This is a genomic window from Clostridioides sp. ES-S-0005-03, from assembly GCF_020658455.1.
Taxonomy (GTDB): domain Bacteria; phylum Bacillota; class Clostridia; order Peptostreptococcales; family Peptostreptococcaceae; genus Clostridioides.
In genome coordinates, this window is sequence record NZ_JACVWI010000004.1 from 1 (window position 1) to 19,849 (window position 19,849).

Annotated in this window: 18 protein-coding genes; 3 read left to right on the forward strand and 15 right to left on the reverse strand. The window is 28.3% G+C overall.

All coding sequences use genetic code 11. The features are described 5' to 3' along the window. Positions 1–560: 560 nt before the first annotated feature. Together IC218_RS15115 and IC218_RS15120 are read right to left on the reverse strand one after the other, a co-directional pair. Positions 561–2,951, reverse strand: coding sequence for a heavy metal translocating P-type ATPase (locus IC218_RS15115; RefSeq protein ID WP_227824796.1), 2,391 nt, complete (start codon positions 2,949–2,951; stop codon positions 561–563). 22 nt (positions 2,952–2,973) lie between these two features. After that, positions 2,974–3,339 carry an ArsR/SmtB family transcription factor gene (locus IC218_RS15120; RefSeq protein WP_227434729.1) on the reverse strand — a complete coding sequence of 122 codons (366 nt, stop codon included), beginning with the start codon at positions 3,337–3,339 and terminating at the stop codon, positions 2,974–2,976. Between the two features lie 202 nt (positions 3,340–3,541). On the opposite strand from IC218_RS15120, the gene IC218_RS15125 reads away from it, so the two are divergent. Next, positions 3,542–4,402, forward strand: coding sequence for a hypothetical protein (locus IC218_RS15125; protein WP_227824797.1), 861 nt, complete (start codon positions 3,542–3,544; stop codon positions 4,400–4,402). 328 nt (positions 4,403–4,730) lie between these two features. Here IC218_RS15125 and IC218_RS22250 read toward each other — a convergent pair whose 3' ends face one another. Beyond that, entirely contained in the window at positions 4,731–4,826 is a 96-nt protein-coding gene (locus IC218_RS22250; RefSeq protein ID WP_227483497.1) for a DUF6485 family protein, read from the reverse strand. A gap of 483 nt (positions 4,827–5,309) precedes the next feature. Beyond that, positions 5,310–6,398: a hypothetical protein gene (locus IC218_RS15135; protein ID WP_227824798.1), complete on the reverse strand. Its 1,089-nt coding sequence runs from the start codon at positions 6,396–6,398 to the stop codon at positions 5,310–5,312. A gap of 125 nt (positions 6,399–6,523) precedes the next feature. Here IC218_RS15135 and IC218_RS15140 point away from each other — a divergent pair, with 125 nt between their 5' ends. After that, positions 6,524–7,252: an HAD family hydrolase gene (locus IC218_RS15140; RefSeq protein ID WP_227434725.1), complete on the forward strand. Its 729-nt coding sequence runs from the start codon at positions 6,524–6,526 to the stop codon at positions 7,250–7,252. A 323-nt stretch (positions 7,253–7,575) separates the two neighbouring features. On the opposite strand, the gene IC218_RS15145 is transcribed toward IC218_RS15140, so the two are convergent. The 4 genes from IC218_RS15145 to IC218_RS15160 form a co-directional block, all read right to left on the reverse strand. Next, positions 7,576–8,073, reverse strand: a complete 498-nt coding sequence (locus IC218_RS15145) for a hypothetical protein (protein ID WP_227434724.1) — start codon at positions 8,071–8,073, stop codon at positions 7,576–7,578. 10 nt (positions 8,074–8,083) lie between these two features. Then, the gene (locus IC218_RS15150) at positions 8,084–8,527 is read right to left on the reverse strand and encodes a hypothetical protein (RefSeq protein ID WP_227434723.1); all 444 of its coding nucleotides are present in this window, start codon (positions 8,525–8,527) and stop codon (positions 8,084–8,086) included. Then, a complete protein-coding gene (locus tag IC218_RS15155; protein WP_227434722.1) occupies positions 8,517–9,356 on the reverse strand; it encodes a DUF5685 family protein in 840 nt (279 codons plus the stop codon). Before IC218_RS15155 ends, IC218_RS15150 begins: the two co-directional genes overlap by 11 nt. A gap of 410 nt (positions 9,357–9,766) precedes the next feature. After that, the gene (locus tag IC218_RS15160) at positions 9,767–10,381 is read right to left on the reverse strand and encodes a TetR/AcrR family transcriptional regulator (protein ID WP_227434721.1); all 615 of its coding nucleotides are present in this window, start codon (positions 10,379–10,381) and stop codon (positions 9,767–9,769) included. A 265-nt stretch (positions 10,382–10,646) separates the two neighbouring features. On the opposite strand from IC218_RS15160, the gene IC218_RS15165 reads away from it, so the two are divergent. Beyond that, complete coding sequence (locus IC218_RS15165; RefSeq protein WP_227434720.1) at positions 10,647–11,291, forward strand: nitroreductase family protein; 645 nt, start codon at positions 10,647–10,649, stop codon at positions 11,289–11,291. 366 nt (positions 11,292–11,657) lie between these two features. Here the strand turns inward: IC218_RS15165 and IC218_RS15170 are convergent, their stop codons facing one another. The 7 genes from IC218_RS15170 to rbsK all read right to left on the reverse strand — a co-directional run bounded on the left by IC218_RS15170 (position 11,658) and on the right by rbsK (position 19,829). Further along, entirely contained in the window at positions 11,658–13,043 is a 1,386-nt protein-coding gene (locus IC218_RS15170; RefSeq protein WP_413927333.1) for a M20 family metallopeptidase, read from the reverse strand. 164 nt (positions 13,044–13,207) lie between these two features. Next, a complete protein-coding gene (locus IC218_RS15175) occupies positions 13,208–13,951 on the reverse strand; it encodes a glutamine amidotransferase (protein ID WP_227434718.1) in 744 nt (247 codons plus the stop codon). Positions 13,952–13,970: 19 nt separating this feature from the next. Then, the gene (locus IC218_RS15180; RefSeq protein WP_227434717.1) at positions 13,971–15,233 is read right to left on the reverse strand and encodes a M20 family metallopeptidase; all 1,263 of its coding nucleotides are present in this window, start codon (positions 15,231–15,233) and stop codon (positions 13,971–13,973) included. A 154-nt stretch (positions 15,234–15,387) separates the two neighbouring features. Further along, positions 15,388–16,386 carry an ABC transporter permease gene (locus IC218_RS15185; protein WP_227434716.1) on the reverse strand — a complete coding sequence of 333 codons (999 nt, stop codon included), beginning with the start codon at positions 16,384–16,386 and terminating at the stop codon, positions 15,388–15,390. Next, a complete protein-coding gene (locus tag IC218_RS15190; protein WP_227434715.1) occupies positions 16,370–17,881 on the reverse strand; it encodes a sugar ABC transporter ATP-binding protein in 1,512 nt (503 codons plus the stop codon). The genes IC218_RS15185 and IC218_RS15190 overlap by 17 nt, the downstream gene beginning before the upstream one ends. Before the next feature lie 50 nt (positions 17,882–17,931). Continuing rightward, complete coding sequence (locus IC218_RS15195; RefSeq protein ID WP_227434714.1) at positions 17,932–18,888, reverse strand: substrate-binding domain-containing protein; 957 nt, start codon at positions 18,886–18,888, stop codon at positions 17,932–17,934. 47 nt (positions 18,889–18,935) lie between these two features. Continuing rightward, entirely contained in the window at positions 18,936–19,829 is an 894-nt protein-coding gene (rbsK, locus tag IC218_RS15200; RefSeq protein ID WP_227434713.1) for a ribokinase, read from the reverse strand. Between the last annotated feature and the right edge of the window lie 20 nt (positions 19,830–19,849).

Below are 19,849 nucleotides of genomic sequence, written 5' to 3' on the forward strand. Positions count from 1 at the left end.
GCCAGGATCAAACTCTCAAATAAAAGTTTATCAGGCTCAGATACTATTGTTATCTAAATATCTGGCTTTATGGTTTGTTTCTTGTTTTTATAAATTAACCTACTGTTTAATTTTCAAAGTTCATTTTTCATGTTTGCCCTTTTCTTAAGGACAAGTAATACTATATCACCTTAAAAATAATTCGTCAACACTTTTTAAATTTTTTTTTAAGTTTTTTTAATTTCCATTGTCATATATTCCATCATAATGTAGTAATACCATAGTCTCAATCAATTTTAATATATTTATAATTTTTTATAAAAAATCACATTTGCTTATCTTAACTATTAATATTTTAAATATTTCTATATACAAATTCAACAGTTATAATAGAATTATCCCTATATAGATTGAAAAAATACAGTAGAAAATACAGACAATAAATAAGAATATAGAAATAAATGTAAATAAATATAATAATAAAAGAAGAAGTATTAATACAGTTAGAATAAACTTATCAATACTTCTTCTTTTATTATCTATCTTTTAATATTATAATCTATTCATTTTTAACTTACATATTATCTCATAGCTCTCATAGCATTTAGTACTGCAATAAGTGCTACCCCTACATCAGCAAATATAGCCTCCCACATAGTAGCTATTCCTCCAGCTCCTAATGCCATAACTATAACTTTTACACCTAGAGCAAATATTATATTTTGCCATACTATCTTATTAGTCTTATTTGCTATTTCAATGGCTTTAGATATTTTACTTGGTTCATCTGTCATAAGTACCACATCTGCTGCTTCAATAGCTGCATCTGAACCTAAACCTCCCATTGCTATACCAACATCCGCTCTGGCTAAAACTGGTGCATCATTTATTCCATCACCAACAAAAGCTATTTTTTCTTTTTCTGTTCTACCTTCATACAACTCTTCTAGTCTATCTACCTTTTCATTAGGAAGTAAATTAGAGTAAACTGTATCTAACTCCAACTCTTTAGCAATGTTTTTTGCTACTTTTTCATTATCTCCAGTTAACATTACAACTTTTTTTACTCCTATTGATTTTAAACTTCTTATGGCATTTTTACTATCTTCTTTTATCTCATCAGATATAACTATATAACCTCTATACATTTTATCAACAGCAATATACACTACTGTTCCTACTTCTTTAGCTGGTGAATAGAGTATATTTTCCTTTTTCATAAGTTTTTCATTACCTGCCAATATAAGTTGACCATTGTATTTTACTCTGATTCCATAGGCTGCTATTTCCTCATAACTATCTATTGTATTTAAATCAATTTTTTTACTATAGTAGCTTAATATAGACTTTGCTATTGGATGATTTGAATTTACTTCTGCAAGAGCTGCATATTGCAATAATTCTTCTTCTGATATTCCCACAGGATTTAACTTAGTTACATTAAACACACCTTTAGTAAGAGTTCCTGTTTTGTCAAACACTACTGTATCTACACTTCTTAAAGCCTCTAAGTAATTACTTCCCTTTATAAGTATTCCATTTTTAGATGCAAATCCAATCCCACTAAAGAAACTAAGTGGTATTGATAAAACTAATGCACAAGGACAAGAAACAACTAAAAATATCAACCCTCTGTATAGCCAATCACTAAATACTTCACCTGAAATAACAAGTGGTGGTACAAATGCTATCAATAAAGCAGCTATAACTACTACTGGAGTATAGTATCTTGAAAATTTAGATATAAAATTTTCTGTTTTTGATTTTTTAATGCTAGAATTTTCAACAAGGTCAAGTATTTTTGAAACTGTTGACTCTCCAAAGCTCTTTGTAACCTCAATAGTAAGTAAAGCATTCTTATTTATAACACCTGATAAAATTTCGTCTCCTTTTTCAACTTCCCTTAATACAGACTCACCTGTAAGTGCAGAAGTGTCTAACATAGATACTCCATCTACTACTACACCATCCAATGGCACTTTTTCACCAGGTTTTACTACTATTATATCACCTATATTTACTTCTTCTGGAGATACTACTTTCACTTCAGAGTTAACTTTTAGGTTTGCATAATCTGGTCTTATTTGCATAAGTGAAGTTATAGACTTTCTAGACTTTCCAACCGCAACACCTTGTAAATACTCTCCTACCTTATAGAAAAGCATAACTCCTACTGCTTCTGATAGTTCTCCTATTAATAATGCCCCTACTGTTGCTAGAGCCATTAAGAAGTTTTCATCAAATACTCTTCCTTTTGATATATTTCTTATTGCTCTTAAAAGTACATCTCCACCTACTATCACATAAGCAACTATAAATACTATATTGCTAAATTGACTTTCAAATCCTGTTGCTGTTTGATATATACCAAAAATATATACAAGAGCTCCTATTATAAGTGGAATTAATTCTTTTTTATTTGTATCGCTCACAGTTTCTGACTTTTCAACCGTTCTAGATTTTGTTTTGTCAGAAGACTCTACTTGTATATCAAGTCCTGGTTCTGTTGAGTCTATTATTTCTTTTATTTTATTTATAACAGCATCTTCTTCAAAAGTACTTATTATGTTTACTGTAAGTTTTTTATTTACAAAATTCAAATTAGAAGATTCAACCTCTTTTAGTTTAGAAACTTTGTTGTTAATCTCTTCTGCACAATGTGCACAATTTAACCCTCCTAATATAAGCTCCTTTTTAGCTGATGTTTTGTTGGCTATTGTATTGTCTTTAGAGCTTATTTGTATATTAAGTCCTGGTTCTGTTGAATCTATTATCTCTATTATCTTTTCTATAGTATTTTCTTCATCAAAACTATTTTCTATATTTACTGTAAGTTTTTTATTTATAAAATTTAGATTAGAAGACTTAACCTCTTGTAGCTTAGAAACTTTGTTGTTAATCTCTTCTGCACAATGCGCACAATTCAATCCTCCTAATACAAATTCCTTTTTAATTATATTATTTGCTTCCATATATATTCACTCCTCTCATTTATCATTTATAAGTCTCTCTAATATGATTTAATCCACAGTCAAATATTTGACTTATATGGCTATCATCTAATGAGTAATATACCGTCTTTCCTTCTCTTCTAAATTTTACTAACCTAGCCTGTTTTAATACTCTAAGTTGGTGAGATATTGCAGAGTGAGTCATATTTAATAAACTTGCTATATCACATACACACATTTCATTTGCAAATAATGCATATAATATCTTTACTCTAGTAGTATCTCCAAATACTTTAAATAATTCTGCTAAATCATATAACATTTCTTCATCTGGCATAGTTGACTTAGCTTCTGTTACTATTTCCTCATGTATTATATTACAACTACAATCATTTATCTCTTCTCTCATTATATAATCCTCCATTATTTTAATATATGAATAACTGTTCATATGTTCATTATATGCTATTATATCTAATTTCGCAACAATATTTTTTTATTTATTTAATAATAATTAGAATGCACATATTATGGAGTTTTTTAATATATATATTATTAGAATAAGTTTTTGTAAACTTTTTTATAGTTTTTCTAGGAGGTGCAAGTTTAATATGAGTAATAAGAAAAAAAAGAACTTAGATACTAGCTACATGCCTTACTTAGACCCTGCTAATTATGCAGATTATATTACTAATGAAGAAATTCCTCAAGATGAGTTGAGAAATGACCCACAAATCCCTAGTGGTTATACAAAAATACCTAATAATCAGAATATAAGTAACATTTATCCTAATAGCGTAAATAATTATCCTAAAAGTAGTAATTCTCCAAACAACTTGCCTAACACAAATAATACATCTGGAAATATGAACTACAACACATCTACTCCAAACAATATGCCTAACAACATGAACTATAATACATCTAATAATATGAACAATATGGGTGTACCCACTAATATGTCTGGTAACATGAATAACAATATGGGTATGCCTAACAACATGTCTGGTAACATGAATAATAATATGGGTATGCCTAACAGCATGTCTAGTAACATGAATAATAATATGGGTATGCCTAATAACATGTCTGGTAATATGAATAATAATATGGGTACGCCTAATAACATGTCTGGTAACATGAATAACAATATGGGTATGCCTAACAATATGTCTGGCAACATGAATAATATGGGGTATAATATGAATAACATGTCTGGCAACATGAATAATATGGGATATAATATGAATAACATGGGTATTCCTAACTTATCATGTAATCAAAATATGCCTCCTAATGTACTTATGATGATACCAGGTGTTATATGTCATAATACAATGAATGGTATGCCTGTAGTTATGCCTAGTAATATGCCTTCTAACATGTATCCGACTCCTTATGGTTCTAGTAATATGTCTATACAAGGCATGCCACAAACTAATATTGAGGAGTTTGATGAGGAAGAAATGTAAAATATTTTTATTTTTTAAATAAATTGTATAAGACCTTAATAATTGAACATAATAGTAAATGTATTCCTCATAATATTCCCCCAATATTATTATAGGTATAAAATTTTGATTGAATATCCTTTTATTTAGTCAAAAAATATTAACATAATCTAATAAAATAAATGTAAATAAAAAATCAGATAAAATAAAATTTTATCTGATTTTTTATTTACATTTAACTTAATACTTAAAAAATATCCCTGCATATCACTATTTGTTTGATGTTTATGGAAGTAACCCACAAATCCTTGAATGGAGTAATCAATTACATCACTTATATCTTCATTAACTATACCAAAAAACATGCTGGCATTTTCTTCTCTTTTAGATTGTCAAGGATACATGGTCTACACTCTTTCTCATAGTTTTTGGATTTATTTGGCAGTTCTCAACTTAAGTTTACTAACTCTATGTTATAATGACTCTAACAAGTCATTATCTTGTTTATAGTAGGCATTATTTTGAATAAAATATGTGTATTTTACTTTTCTGGAACTGGTATGATTCTAATATATTTACAAATAAATAAAAGCTAGTAATTTTATTATAACTATCATTCATAACTCTTTAAGATTATTTTATTTTCATTATAAAACTTCATTGTTTCATCATATAACAATCATAAAATATATTTTACTCCCTATATATCTAGTAATATGTTTAGATACAGTATGTTAAAAACCAATATTAACAAATATTTTTAGAAAAAAATAAAATATTTTTATTTTTTTAATAAATTGTATAAAATTTTAATAATTGACCACAATAATAAATGTATTCCTCATAATATTCCCCCAATATTATAGAAATAAATTTAAGCGAGATTAAATTCAGTTAATCTCGCTTAAATAATGTCAAAAATCATATACTATTTCAAAAAATCATCAAAGTCTATTGAATCTGACTCTGCAAAATCGTATAAAGCATTTTGCTCAAAGAAAAATTTCTCTTCAAATTTAATATATTTGCTATAATTAGACTGACTTATTTCATTAATACAATTACAATCATTATCACTATAAGTCCCTATAAAAAACTTGTTTCCCATTAAGTAATATATAGCTTTCATATCATTATTTATTATATATACATTTTCTTTAACATGGTCATTATTAAAATTAAATCTAGTAAAAAATATACCTTCATTCATATTACTTTTTAATAAGAACGGATTTTCTTCATAAAATACTTTTGCAAATTCCTCAGGTGAACTTACGCTATATACACTTACAAATTCACTCTTAGAAATTTCATCAAAAACTTCAAAATCGTACATAGGCTCTTTATCTGTTACTAGCATAGAATTGATTTTAAAACCAGTATCATTACATTTACTTATACAAAAGGCTATTTTACATGTATAATACCCATCATTATCTTCATATAAAGCCTCACTAATATACCTACCTTGTCCTTTATTGCTTACTGTATTTTTAAGTAATGTACCATTGATATTTGTAATATGCATATTTGCAATCTCGTCACTTCCTGAAAAGTATCTTAAGCTTTCTCTATCCCATGCTATAAACCTCATAGTCATATAGTTTATGAATTCAACTTCCTCATCAACTCTTTTACATATTTTATTATATAATTTTTCTATAGTTAAATCTGTTTTATAATTTTTTATAATGTCAATGTATTCACATTTATCTCCTGGCAATATCTTGTTATAACAAATATTCTTATTTCCAAAGTAAGATACTAAAAACAGAGATTCCTCCTCTGTTAATCCAATTCTATCTGAGCCAAATCCACCCATTAATCTTTCTTCTTCCCTATAAGCTTCTTCTTGTGTTGGATTTTTTAAACTCACATAATCCGCCAGACCTAATCCTTCTGCATCCAATAAAAAATATTGACAAAAGTGATTGTTTTTATTGTCTATCCAATTTATTATAAGACCCAAGCTCCCCATAAGTCTAGAATTTGTAACCTTTGCAAAATTAAAATTCATACAATCACGTCCTTTAAAATTTAAAATCTTTGTTTTTTAATATATAAATTATTATACATATATTTTAACAACTTAGGTATAATTTATAATATAATATAAGGAAATGATTAATTGAGGTGGTTTTTATGAAAAATATAGCAGCTTTTTTTGATATAGATGGTACTCTTTATAGGGACTCTCTTATGGTTGAACATTTTAAGAAATTAATTAAATATGATATAATTGACCAAAAAAATTGGTATAAACACGCCAGAGATACATTTATGGATTGGGATAAAAGACAAGGCAACTATGATGATTACTTACTAGAAATATGTAATCTTTATGTTGACTCCTTAAAAGGCTTAGACAAAACTTGCATTAATTTTACAAGTGACCAAGTAATTAAATTAAAAGCAGATAGAGTTTATAAATACACACGTTCAAGAATAGATTGGCATTTAAATCAAGGTCACATAGTTATCTTTATTTCTGGCAGCCCTGGGTTTTTGGTTGAAAAAATGGCTAAAAAATACAATGTAACTGACTTCTTAGGAAGTGATTATGTATTTGAAGATGATATATTTACAGGAACAGTCATACCAATGTGGGATTCTATAAGTAAAAATAACGCTATAAATGATTTTGTTGTAAAATATGATTTAGACCTATCAAATTCGTACGCTTATGGAGATACTAATGGCGATATAAATATGCTAAAAAGAGTTGGAAATCCAATCGCAATAAATCCTACAAAAGAACTTTTGGCTCAAATATCACTTAATAAGGAAATTTCTAAAAATGTTGAAATAATAGTAGAAAGAAAAGACATTATCTATTCTTTATCTACAGATGTGAATATGGTAGATATTTAATTTATATTAGCTCTTTTAAAGACTTATACAACAAAAGTCTTATTATAATAAAGGATGTCATCATTGAAGTGATATCCTTTATTTTTATTCATATTATATATTTTAGTTCATAGATGGTAAGTATCTATTTCAAATATAAAAATTGTTATTGCTAAAACATTAAAAGTTTGTATAACAACATAAAAAGACTCTGATATAAAAATCAAAGCCTTTTTTATTAAATAAACTCATACATATGTTAATTTTATTTTTATATTTCAATGTACCTTTGCAAATGTATTATTCATATAAAAATTAAAACCATTCTAAAGTAAAACATTAAGTCAGTTGTTATTTTTAAATAACATCTTTCTTAGTCTATTATTGTAATAATCTATAAAAGAACTATATACATAATCATATATTATAAAGGCTACCTCAAATGAAGCTACTATAATAATATTTATTGGAATATAAACTATTGTCCTTAATATAAAGTACAATATAACTATCATTATATTTGCAAATACTACTTTCATAAGATACTCAATATATATTGACCTATCTTTTTCTATAAAATATTTAACAATACCATATATCCCAAAAGTAAGAGAATATACAATCCATTGAGATTTACTTGCCATTACTATAAATCCTAATGCTACAGAACCTATATAAAAAGCAATTCCACTTTTAAATCCCCATTCCATTATTACAATTGATACTAAAAGCGATGCTAACCCCATAATAAACAATGTATTTACAGGAATAATATTTGTAAGAGTTAACAGTATCACATTTAATGCTAATAAAACTCCTCCATAAGCAACTTTTATACTCATATTTATCATCCTAACAACAAGATATTAAATCTCCACCAAAACATTCACAACAGGAATCTAGACACCAAAGTTTAGCGCAGTTTTCACAACAATCATCACCTAGACAGCAACAACAGTCATCACAACAACAGCAACAACATCCATCTAAATCATTACGTCTTCTTCTATTATAATTATCAGCTCTATTGTTATATTCATTTCTATATTGTGTATAACTTCTAAGTGCATCATTGTATTCTTGATTTTCAGGCTCCATGAATTTTGCTCTCTTTAAGAAGTCTTCTCCTTCTTCATAATATCCAATATTCATCGCAGAAAAACCAGTTAGATAATACCACTCTGCACATTTGTCAGTTAATGTTTTTAAAAAATCATAGGCTTTTTTAAATTCACTATTTTCCATAAAAGCTCTTGCTCTCATAAAATTTTCATTATTATAAGTATTACTGTACATTCTTTCCACCTCTACTTTCTAATATATTCATGTATCTTAAATAAACTCCAGAATAAATTATATTTTCTATTATTCCAACGTTTTTATTTAGATTTAAATTATCAATTCCCCTAGCTAAAAAACCTAATGATGTTACAATTATTTTTTTTACTTTTTCTTTTAACTCATCATTTTTATCTATATATTCTATAAAAGGATTATATCTTCCTTTCTTAAAATCTTCATCTAAATCTTCATATGCATCTAGTAAATATATATATTTACCTATATTAAAGCCTATCATTCTTAGATTTCTCTCATTTTCATCTTTTTTATATGCAAATACTTCTCCCATTATATTTCCAAAGACATTAGACACTTCATCTATATTTATATTTTTGTCCTTTTCTAACTTATTTAATTCATTTAATTGTTGCTTTATATACTCAGCTTTTTCAGGATATTTCTCATAGGCTAAGTTTAATTTGTTTTTATATATATAATATGCTAATTTATCTTTTATGCGTTTATCATCCATTAAATTATCTTCCAATTTATAATACGTTAAAAGAACATTCATACTTGCTGCATATTCGGTAATATCATTTGTTATTATCTTTTTCTTCTTAAATGGACTGACTACACACACTTCTTCTGTACTTATAGACTCTGGCTTATATACTGAAGTTAATAAGATAATTAGAAATGTTATATCGTAGTTTAAAGAAAACCTTGAGATTTCTCCATGATTTCTTTTTAGATATTTACATAACCCACAGTAATAAGCTTTGTAATGGTCATATTCTCTAAATGTTAAATCCATTTTGTTTATTTTAACATATCCAAACATAAATACTCCTTCTTGTACTACTTTTTATATAATAAATTATAATTTGTATTGTAACAATCTATATCTATAAATATCGCATTTAACTCTTTTATATTCACAATACTTCTTTATGGTTTATAAAAAGTATTGTGACTTACATAAATATTTACTTTGTTATCTATAAACTCATTATATTTATTTTCTAAATCATTTATTATATAGTACATTATGTAAGTTTTTACTCTTTTTTACTTACTAATGTTATATATCCTTTTGACTTACTATGTGTTATCTCTAAGTTACTTATATCATTTAACAGTAGTATATCCTTTGCATTTGAACAAGTCATTATTTCTCTATTTTTTATTAATTATTATTATATCATTAATAAAATTATAATTCATTGTTTAGAATTATTTTTCTGATGGTTTTTATGAGTCTTTACGAATACCTACTGCTCTTAATGGACCAAGTAACGACATTCTAGCAAGTATCAGTGCCATTTCATCAGGAGATTCTTTCATGTTTTTTTCAAGCCAATATTGAATTACACCTAAGTCCGCTGAAAGTATATATTGTATAAAATATTCTTCCGAAATTATTGCCTCATCTATGTTAAAATTTTTTAATTTTTGTTTCTCAAACAAATTGATTTCAATAAATTTTTTTATTTTTCTTTCAAAGGTAGGGTCACCTTTTGGACCTAAAATAGATTTAATAATTACTGAATTTTTTCTAAAATATTCAAAAAGCTTTACCATAAATGGAAGAGGTTCATTTGAGGCATCCATGTTCATCATGTTGACTGAATCAAGGTGCTTAGTCTCTTCTTCAATTTCCTGTATTATTTCATTTTCAATTTTCTCTAACAAGTCATACTTATCAACATAATGCAGGTAGAAGGTTCCTCTATTTATATCTGCCCTTTGAGTTAAGTCAGTAACTGATATATTGTTAAATCCTTTCTCATCTATTAACTCTGCTAATGCAGACCTAATCATCTTTTTAGTACGTATTGTTCTTCTATCAACAGATACTTTTTTCATGAATTATTTCCTCGCTCTATATAAATTTTTTTAATTTTAATTGACAATTTTATATTAAATGTTTATTACTTAACAATTTAAATATTATTGTTCATTGCATAAATCAATATACATATTATAATATACATATAGATTATTAATCAACAATGTGTTCATAAAAAATAGCGAATTGATTTGAAGTAAATGTTTAATATGACCTAAAATTTCGCCTTTATATGAATACATTATAGGATATCTTAAGAATAAGTATTAATGGAGGATAAAAATGAACAATTTAGATAAAAACAATGTTAATGAAGTTTTGGATATGCTATTAAGAACTCGAAGATCCATAAGAAGTTTTACAAAAGAAGTACCTTCAAAAGAACTGGTTGAAAAAATAATTGAAACTGGAAGACTTGCACCTTATGCAATACTTGCAGTAGCAAAACAAACAGATTTCAGACATTTCTTTGTTATCTCAAATAACAGTTTACAAATGGATAAAATAAAAACTATTCTTATTGATGTTATTAAAACTCAAATATCAACCCATGAGAAGAAGGCCGATAATGACATAGCTCTACAATCCTTCATTACTTCTTTAAAGATGCAAGTTAAAAAAGGGGTTCTTGGTGTAGGGTCAGCACCTTATCTTATTATTGTGGCAGAACGTCGTGGAATACCAGCCATAGAACAAAAGTCATTATCTCATGTTATGCAGAATATGTGGCTTAAAGCAACTGCTTTAGGATTAGGTTTTGAACTTGTTAGTGTAATAGGAAGATTAAGTAATAATAAAGATTTTTGCGATATTTTAGGAGTACCAACAGGTGAATATGGCTTTGATGCCTGTACAATTGGTTTCCCTACAACATCTGTAATTAAGGAAGGCAGAGCCATTCCTCATCCATCAATAAAATGGATATAATAAATAATATTGAAAACCAAATATTTATAAACTATTCTTACATATTTTTAATAATAGATGACATGCTGTTTCTCAGAGGAATCTATAATTTAACTGAGCCTAAGATAATCAAATTAATTACAAACAAAGAATAAATATAATAAAAGGACTTATAAATTATAAGTCCTTTTATTGAGCCTGAAATTAAATTCTTTTCCTTCAACTCTGGTAAATAACTTTCCTGTATTTCTTTTAAAGTATATGTATATCCACCATAATCAATTATTTTTACTTTTGTCTGTGTCTTAGAATTAGTCGTTCCTATGGCTCTCAATATATATTTATACTAATTCATACAATTCAATCTTACTTACATTAAGTTAATTTTTAAATAATTGGAGTATATTCAAAACTGCCTAAAGTATCTTTTAATTCCTTTTTTGCTTTATCTACAATAGATTCATCAAGCATTACATCATTTATTGAACATGCTATAGATTTTGATGCTAACAACATCGCTTTAAATCCCATGTCAGAACCTGCACTAGCGCAAGATTGCCATGTATGAGCAGAAATACCAATAGGCCAAACTGAACAAGAACATTGTGCTGTGGGAGTTATGTAACTAACATCTCCAATATCTAATGATAGTGATATACAGTTATTATGAGTAAAGGTATCATCTGTAACTTCATCATGTAGATTCATCTTAGTAATCTCCTTGTTTCCACTTAATACACTAGACACATTAATTCTTTTATCTATAGAAACTGTTTCAACTAATTTTTTTGCAAAATAGTAGTCATCTTCATCATACTTTTGTACTCCTATCAATTTCATGTTTTTTGATAAAACATCTGTTAATATTGTATTTGGAATATAGTCATATACTCCACTTACAATATTATATTCCATACTAGTACCAGTCATCAATGCTGCTCCTTTTGCTATATCAACAATTCTGTCAAATACATCTCTTACATGCTCCATTTTAACTCCTCTTAGGTAATACCATACTTCTGCAAAGTCTGGAACTATGTTTGGCATTTTTCCCCCATTAGTAGTTACATAATGAACTCTACAGCTATCAAATATATGCTCTCTTAAATAGTTACAGCCTATGTTCATAAGTTCCACTGCATCAAGTGCACTTCTTCCGTTATAAGGAGCTTGTGCTGCATGTGCGCTAACACCCTTGTATCTAAACTTTACAGAATAATTAGCAAGAGTTGGAATTCTTATTGGAGTGTTTATATCAAATGGATGCCAACTAAATGCACAATCAATTCCATTAAAGAAACCTTTTTTTATCATTAATACTTTTCCTGACAAATCTTCTTCTGCTGGACATCCATAATATTTTATAGTTCCTTTCAATTTTTTTAGTTTGATTAGTTCCTTTATTGCAATTACAACTCCTATTGAACCCGTACCAAGTAAATTATGTCCACAACCATGACCTGCACCACCATCTGAAATAGATTCTTTTGTAATGGATACTTTTTGAGACAAACCATCTAATGCATCATATTCACCTAAAACTGCTATAACTGGCTTACTTTCTCCATAGCTAGCTACAAATGCTGTATCCATATCCTCTAATTCATCTACACTAAAATCATGTTTTTTTAAATATTCTTTTTGTAAGTTTGAAGCATAATATTCTTTATATTGAAGTTCTGGATTTTTCCATATTTTATCTGATATATCTCTTAACTCTCCTTGTATTTTATCTATATAATCCATTATAAATTTTTTATTTGAATCATTTATATTAACCATATTCTCCTCCATAAGACTAATAATTATATTATTTGATTATATAAAATAATTATTTTTTAAATAGCTTCTATATTATAATCATTTTATATAAGAAAACCTCTTGACTTGTAAATTACACTTTATCAAGTAAGAGGTCTTTTAAATTTATAAAATTTTTAGCATGTTAACCAATCAAGCATATTAACCCATAATTTATTATAATATTTCCAATCAGTAAATTCTCTTGGACCCCAATGAGGTGCACAATCAGAACTAAAGATAGCAGATTTTCCTTTTCCAAATTCGCCAACAGCTACAAATGGGTCTCCTCCAATAGTCGCTAGCACAGGACAATTATCTTTAGCTATTGTCTTATTATATCCTAAAAACTGTGGCCATTCCTTTGGTATATCTTTTAAAACTGGATGTTCAGAATCAACAACGACTGGAGTTATTCCTGCTGGTTTTTCAACCCTATCATCTTTATCTATCATTGTTATTGGCAATACATCTTTGATAGCAGTTTCTCCAAATCTAGCTTTTGCATCTATACCTGTAAATGACATATATCCACCTACCATGATTAATGCTCCACCGCTATTTACATACTCTTTAACTAACTCAAGTCTATCTGGTTTACTATTACAATCTATAAATGTACTATTAGATAATAAGAATGTATTAGAACCTATATCAGATAATATTATACAATCATACTCATTTAACTCTTCCAATTTATATGGAAAACTGTCTGCTGCTACATGTGCAGGCATATGAACTGCTTCATATCCTCCAGACTCTACTGCTTCTTTTAACCATTTTACTGCTTCTTCATAATGTGTTGTAACAAATGTGTCAAATCCCTTTATATGAGTTATATTTTTTACCCACGATTCCCCTACTATTAATACTTTTTTCATCTATATATTCCTCCTACTTTTATAAGTTTAATATTAGACTGGCATACATAAGTATACTGTCTAAATACTCTTGAATTTCAACATACTCATCTATTGAATGACATTGTTCTATTGAACCTGGCCCTAATATTAGTGTTGGGATTTTAGCTAAGTTTTTCATCAGTCTTGCATCATTTCCAGCCGTTGACCCCTTTATATTTAGCTTTCTTTCTAAGGTTTCTTCTAATATCTTTTGAGTATTAACTATAAATTCAGATTGCTTGTCCATCTCAAAACCTAATCCTGATTGATATATATTTATCTCTGGTTTATTATCTTTAAGCCACAAATCTCCATCAGCTCTTGTCATTATAACCTTAGTTATATCTTCCACAACTTGCTCATAACTCATTGTATTTGGCAAGAAATGTACACATAAATTAAATACACATTTATCTGGTACAGTAGAACCTGCTGTTCCACCATTTATTACGCCTAGATTTATTGTAGGTGGAGGTAATAAAGCATGTTTATACCTCATAAGCCAATTATGTTCTAACTCTTTTATATCTTGGAGTAATAACATTGCCTTTTCTATAGCATTTACACCTTCCCACTTACTTCCACAGTGGAGAGATACACCTTTAACTTCAACCTCAAAGAATACAAATCCCATATGTGCAATTATTATGTCCTTCTCTGATGGTTCACAAATTACACAGTAATCTCCATCAATTCCATTCATAACTGCATTTATAGTTCCATTTCCTCCGCCTTCTTCATCTACCACCGACATTACCTTTATATTGCCAGGTATATTTAAGCCACTATCTTTTATAAGTTTTACAGCTAATATTGAAGCCATTAGACCAGATTTCATATCTGCAGTTCCAAGTCCATAAAGCTTCCCTTTATCTTCTGTAGCACAATATGGATTATATCTCCATTTTTTTATATCACCAGGTGGCATAGTATCTACATGACCATTAAAAACTATTGTCTTACCAGGCAAATTATCACTGTACTTACATATTAAATTATATCTATCATCATAATTGTGACCTAGATTACCTTCTTTATATATGTCTTTTGCCTTTTTAATTAAATCTTCGCTCATTTCTTGCCTATTTACACTAAAACCTATGGAATTTGCAAGTTTTTCAATATATTCTTGACCTTCCTTTTCAAATCCACCTAGTATTCCATGACCTACATCTTCGGTTTTGATACTTACAAGCTCTTTTAAATAGTCTATATATTCTTTTTTATTGCTATTTAATGTATCTAAGAGAATTTTTTTCATATTTCCTCCCAAGATTTATTTTCACATTTAAGATTTCAAAGTTAATATCCTCTGCTTAAATTACAATCTTTCTTTTTATTTAATACCTATCCTTTTTATTTAGCACCTATGCAAAACTAATAATTCTTATAGCTTACTAGTTAAGTAATATTTATTATTTTACTTTAGCTGATTTTTTTAATTTTATGTTATTTATCCATATAGCAAATAACATTACCAAACCTTTTATAATCATCTGATTATATGAAGATACACTCAATAGGTTTAATCCATTTCCTAATATTCCTATTATTCCAACACCTATACATGTACCTACTATAGAACCAGAACCACCCATCATATTAGTACCTCCAAGCACAACTGCTGCTATAGCATCCAATTCGGCTCCATCTCCAACAGTTGGTGAACCTGATGCTAAACGTGAAGATAATATTATTCCAGCTAAAGCTGTTAATAATCCAGCTAAGGCATATACTTTAACTATGACTTTATTTACTTTTACTCCACATAGTCTAGCTGCTTCTTCATTCCCACCTACAGCATGTACATGGCGTCCAAAATCAGTTCTTTTTAAGAGAAAATGTCCTGCTATTACGACTATAATCATAATTATAACTGGTATTGGTATTGGTCCAACATATCCTCTACCAAGCATCTTAAATGCATCTGTGTTTACTGATATAGGTCTCCCTCCTGTAAACACAAAGCTTGCTCCACTTATTATTGTCAACATAGCTAAAGTTACGATAAATGGTGGTAATTTTTGTGTTGAAATAATTGCACCTTTTATGATACCTAGTATTGTTCCAATTGCTAATGCCAGTAACATACCCACCCATACAGGTGCATTGTAATTCACTACTGTTGTAGCCCAAAATGTACCTACTAAAGCAATTACTGCTCCTACACTTAAGTCTATTCCTCCTGTAATTATTACAAAAGTCATCCCTACTGCAAGAATTGCATTTATTGATATTTGTCTTCCAACATTAATTAAATTATCTAAAGTTAAAAAATTAGATGAAGCTACACTCATTATTATAAAAATTATTACAAGTCCTATAGCTGCACTCCCCTGGTCTTTAAATACACTTGTTAATTTTGATAATAATGGAGATGAAGCATTTTCTTTATGCTTAGTTATTGAACTCATTAATTTTACCTCCAAAAGCCAATTTTAATACATTATTTTCAACCATTTCTTCACCTTCTAAAAAGCCACTTATATGACCCTCTCTCATAACCATTATCCTGTCACTCATTGATATCAACTCTGGTATCTCTGAAGATATCATTATGATACTTACGCCATCCTCTACCAAGTCACCCATTAGATTGTATATTTCTGCTTTAGCATTTACATCTATACCTCTAGTCGGTTCATCCATAATTAATATGTCTGGTTGTAATAAAAGCCATCTGGCTATTATAGCTTTTTGTTGGTTACCACCACTTAAGCTCTGTATAACCTGATTCATATGTGGAGTCTTTATTTTTAAAGCTTCTATGTATTTTTCTAAAACTTCTTTTTCTTTTTTTCTATCTATAACTGATTTAAATTTAGATACTTTCTTTAATCCTGCCATAGTTGTATTTTCTTTGACACTCATCTGTAAAAATAATCCAGTGCCCTTTCTATCTTCTGTTATCAAACCTAAACCATTTTCAATTGCATCCGATGGTGTTTTAAATTTAATTTCTTTATTATTTAAATATATTTTCCCAGAACTATATGTTCTAAGTCCAAATATAGCCTCTACGATTTCACTTCTCTTGCTTCCAACTAATCCACCTATTCCTAAAATTTCTCCTTTTCTTATATTAAAGCTGACATTATTAAAAACATTGTTTTTAGTTAGATTTTCTACCCTCATAATTTCTTCTTTGATTTCTACCTTTCTTTTAGGGAAAAATTGGTCTAATTTTCTATCTATCATTAAATTAACTAATTCTTCCTCAGATGATACTTCTTTGGTATTCAAAGTCGAAATCGTTTTCCCATCTCGCATTATAGTTATTCTGTCACAAATCTCAAAAAGTTCTTCCATTCTATGAGAAATATATATTATACTAACTCCACTACTCTTTAAATCATTTATAAGTCTAAAAAGTATCTCAGTTTCTTTTTTACTTATTGAAGATGTTGGCTCATCCATTATCAATACCTTAGTTTCTGATGATAAAACTCTTGCTATTTCAACCATTTGCTTTTGAGCTATACTAAGTTCTTTGACTAAGCTACTTGGATTTATATCTATTCCCATATTGTCAAAAATCTTTTTAGATTCTTCATTCATTTTTTTATCATTAGTTAAGACCTTGCCATTTATTTCTTTTCCCATAAAAATATTTTGTGCTACTGTCAATTCATCAAATACTGTTAATTCTTGATATATGGCATTTATACCTATTTTTTTAGAAATATCTGGTGATATATTTTCTATCTCTTTTCCTTCAAAAATAAATTTACCAGCAGTCTTTGCATGTGCACCAGTTAAAATCTTTATCATTGTTGATTTACCAGCACCATTTTCACCCAGTAGTGCATGAACTTCGCCATGAAATAACTCAAAATTAACATTATCCAACGCCCTAACTCCAGGAAATTCCTTAGCAATATTACTTAACTTTAGAATTATATTACTCATAATGACACTCCTTTTTAGATAGGATTTCTTTTAAATAATCTTATTTTTTATTAATTCTTAAAGTCTTTTATATTTTCTTTATCATAAAGTAAGGCTGGTACTGGTATATTTTTCTCTACCTTTTCACCTTTTATAGCCTTTACTACTGCTTCTACTGCCAAACGTCCCATTTCTTTAGGTTGTTGCTGAATCATAGCAAGAACAGTTCCATCTGTTATTCCAGTTGCTGCTTCATCAGTTAAATCAAATCCTACAATCTTAACATCCTTATTTTTTGCAGATTCAAGTGCAGCTTTAGCTCCTAATACACTATTTTCAGCTGTTGCATATATTATATCTACATTTGGATTAGATTGAATTAAGTTTTCTACAGTATTAAGAGATTCTTCTCTATCATATCCTGGTTGTGAGTTTAATATTTTAACATTAGCTGAACCTTTTAATGCTTCTTTAAACCCATCTATTCTTTGCATTTGTATTTGAGATTTTAAATCTGTTACTATTGCAATTTCTGATTTTCCACCTAAGTTTTCATCTATATACTTTTTAGTGTATTCGCCTAATTTTTTACCAGCATCGTAACTAACTGTTCCAACATAACTTGTAATATTTTCAGTATTTAATACAGCATCTACTGTAACTACAGGCATTTTTTCAAATGCTCCCTCTACAGCTGGTACTATAGCTGAATTATCTGTTCCAAGTACTATCATTCCATCTACATCCTGTTGTATAAAATCTTCTATAGCTGATGTTTGCTTAGCTACATCTTGGTCTGGGTCATTTACTATGACTTTTACACCTAGTTCTTTAGCTTTTTCTTTTATCCCTTCATCAATGTCTATAAAAAATTGATGTTGAAGAGTTATTGTAGATACCCCTATAGTTAAATCTTTCTTAGCTGAATTATCCTTCTTTTCTGATTTACCTGGTCCATCCATTGAACATCCTGTTAACATTCCTACTGCTAGTGTTGCAACAATTCCTAAAGATAAAATTTTTCTCATAATTACCCTCCATTTTTAATAGTTTTAGATTTGAACAATTTTAATTTTTATTTATTAATATCTAAATATTTTTCAACATCTTCCCTATAAGGCATTCCAGATTGAGCACCTAATTTTGTTACAGATAGTCCTGACACTACTACAGCATACCCTACTGCTGTATATAAGTCTTTGCCTTCTGTTATAGCTACTGACAATGCTCCATTAAAAGTATCACCTGCCCCTGTAGTATCTTGAACATCAACATTTATACAAGACACATGTTTTACTTCTTTACCATCATAAAATCTAGCTCCATTTTTTCCTTCTGTTACTACAAGTTTATTTGGATGTTTTTTTAATACTTCTTCTATACTTTCCTCTGTGTCAAAAACTATCTTATATTCATGTTCATTTGGTGTTAAATAGGTTACTTTTTCTATTATATCTTCATCTAATCTTATTGCTGGTGCTGGATTTAATAAAACCTTTATATTATTTTCAAAACAGAAATTTACTACATATTTTATTGTTTCTAGTGGAATCTCTAACTGTAGTAATACTATATCTGCATTCTTTATCTCTTCTTCATTCTTTTTAATTAAGTTTATATCTACTAGTTCATTTGTTCCTGGCACAACAACAATACTATTATCATTTTCACATAGTGTTATGACAGCAACACCAGAACTTTTTTGATTATTTCTAGCTATCAAATTATAATCAACTTTATTCTCTTTAAAATTTCGTATCAATTCTTCGCCTAAGCTATCTTCCCCTACACAAGATATCATTTTTACATTTGCACCTAACTTAGATGCTGAAACTGCTTGGTTAGCACCTTTTCCCCCAGGTGATGTAAAAAAGCTATTACCTAGTATTGTTTCTCCTTTTTCTGGTCTTTTATCTACAGAACATACCATGTCCATATTTACACTTCCTATGACAACTATGTTTCCCATTACGTTACTCCTTTACATAT

Coding starts and splice junctions, on each gene's coding strand:
- IC218_RS15115 (WP_227824796.1), bottom strand. CDS start 2,951: ATGGAAGCAAATAATATAATTAAAAAGGAATTTGTATTAGGAGGATTG.
- IC218_RS15120 (WP_227434729.1), bottom strand. CDS start 3,339: ATGAGAGAAGAGATAAATGATTGTAGTTGTAATATAATACATGAGGAA.
- IC218_RS15125 (WP_227824797.1), top strand. CDS start 3,542: ATGAGTAATAAGAAAAAAAAGAACTTAGATACTAGCTACATGCCTTAC.
- IC218_RS15135 (WP_227824798.1), bottom strand. CDS start 6,398: ATGAATTTTAATTTTGCAAAGGTTACAAATTCTAGACTTATGGGGAGC.
- IC218_RS15140 (WP_227434725.1), top strand. CDS start 6,524: ATGAAAAATATAGCAGCTTTTTTTGATATAGATGGTACTCTTTATAGG.
- IC218_RS15145 (WP_227434724.1), bottom strand. CDS start 8,073: ATGAGTATAAAAGTTGCTTATGGAGGAGTTTTATTAGCATTAAATGTG.
- IC218_RS15150 (WP_227434723.1), bottom strand. CDS start 8,527: ATGTACAGTAATACTTATAATAATGAAAATTTTATGAGAGCAAGAGCT.
- IC218_RS15155 (WP_227434722.1), bottom strand. CDS start 9,356: ATGTTTGGATATGTTAAAATAAACAAAATGGATTTAACATTTAGAGAA.
- IC218_RS15160 (WP_227434721.1), bottom strand. CDS start 10,381: ATGAAAAAAGTATCTGTTGATAGAAGAACAATACGTACTAAAAAGATG.
- IC218_RS15165 (WP_227434720.1), top strand. CDS start 10,647: ATGAACAATTTAGATAAAAACAATGTTAATGAAGTTTTGGATATGCTA.
- IC218_RS15175 (WP_227434718.1), bottom strand. CDS start 13,951: ATGAAAAAAGTATTAATAGTAGGGGAATCGTGGGTAAAAAATATAACT.
- IC218_RS15180 (WP_227434717.1), bottom strand. CDS start 15,233: ATGAAAAAAATTCTCTTAGATACATTAAATAGCAATAAAAAAGAATAT.
- IC218_RS15185 (WP_227434716.1), bottom strand. CDS start 16,386: ATGAGTTCAATAACTAAGCATAAAGAAAATGCTTCATCTCCATTATTA.
- IC218_RS15190 (WP_227434715.1), bottom strand. CDS start 17,881: ATGAGTAATATAATTCTAAAGTTAAGTAATATTGCTAAGGAATTTCCT.
- IC218_RS15195 (WP_227434714.1), bottom strand. CDS start 18,888: ATGAGAAAAATTTTATCTTTAGGAATTGTTGCAACACTAGCAGTAGGA.
- rbsK (WP_227434713.1), bottom strand. CDS start 19,829: ATGGGAAACATAGTTGTCATAGGAAGTGTAAATATGGACATGGTATGT.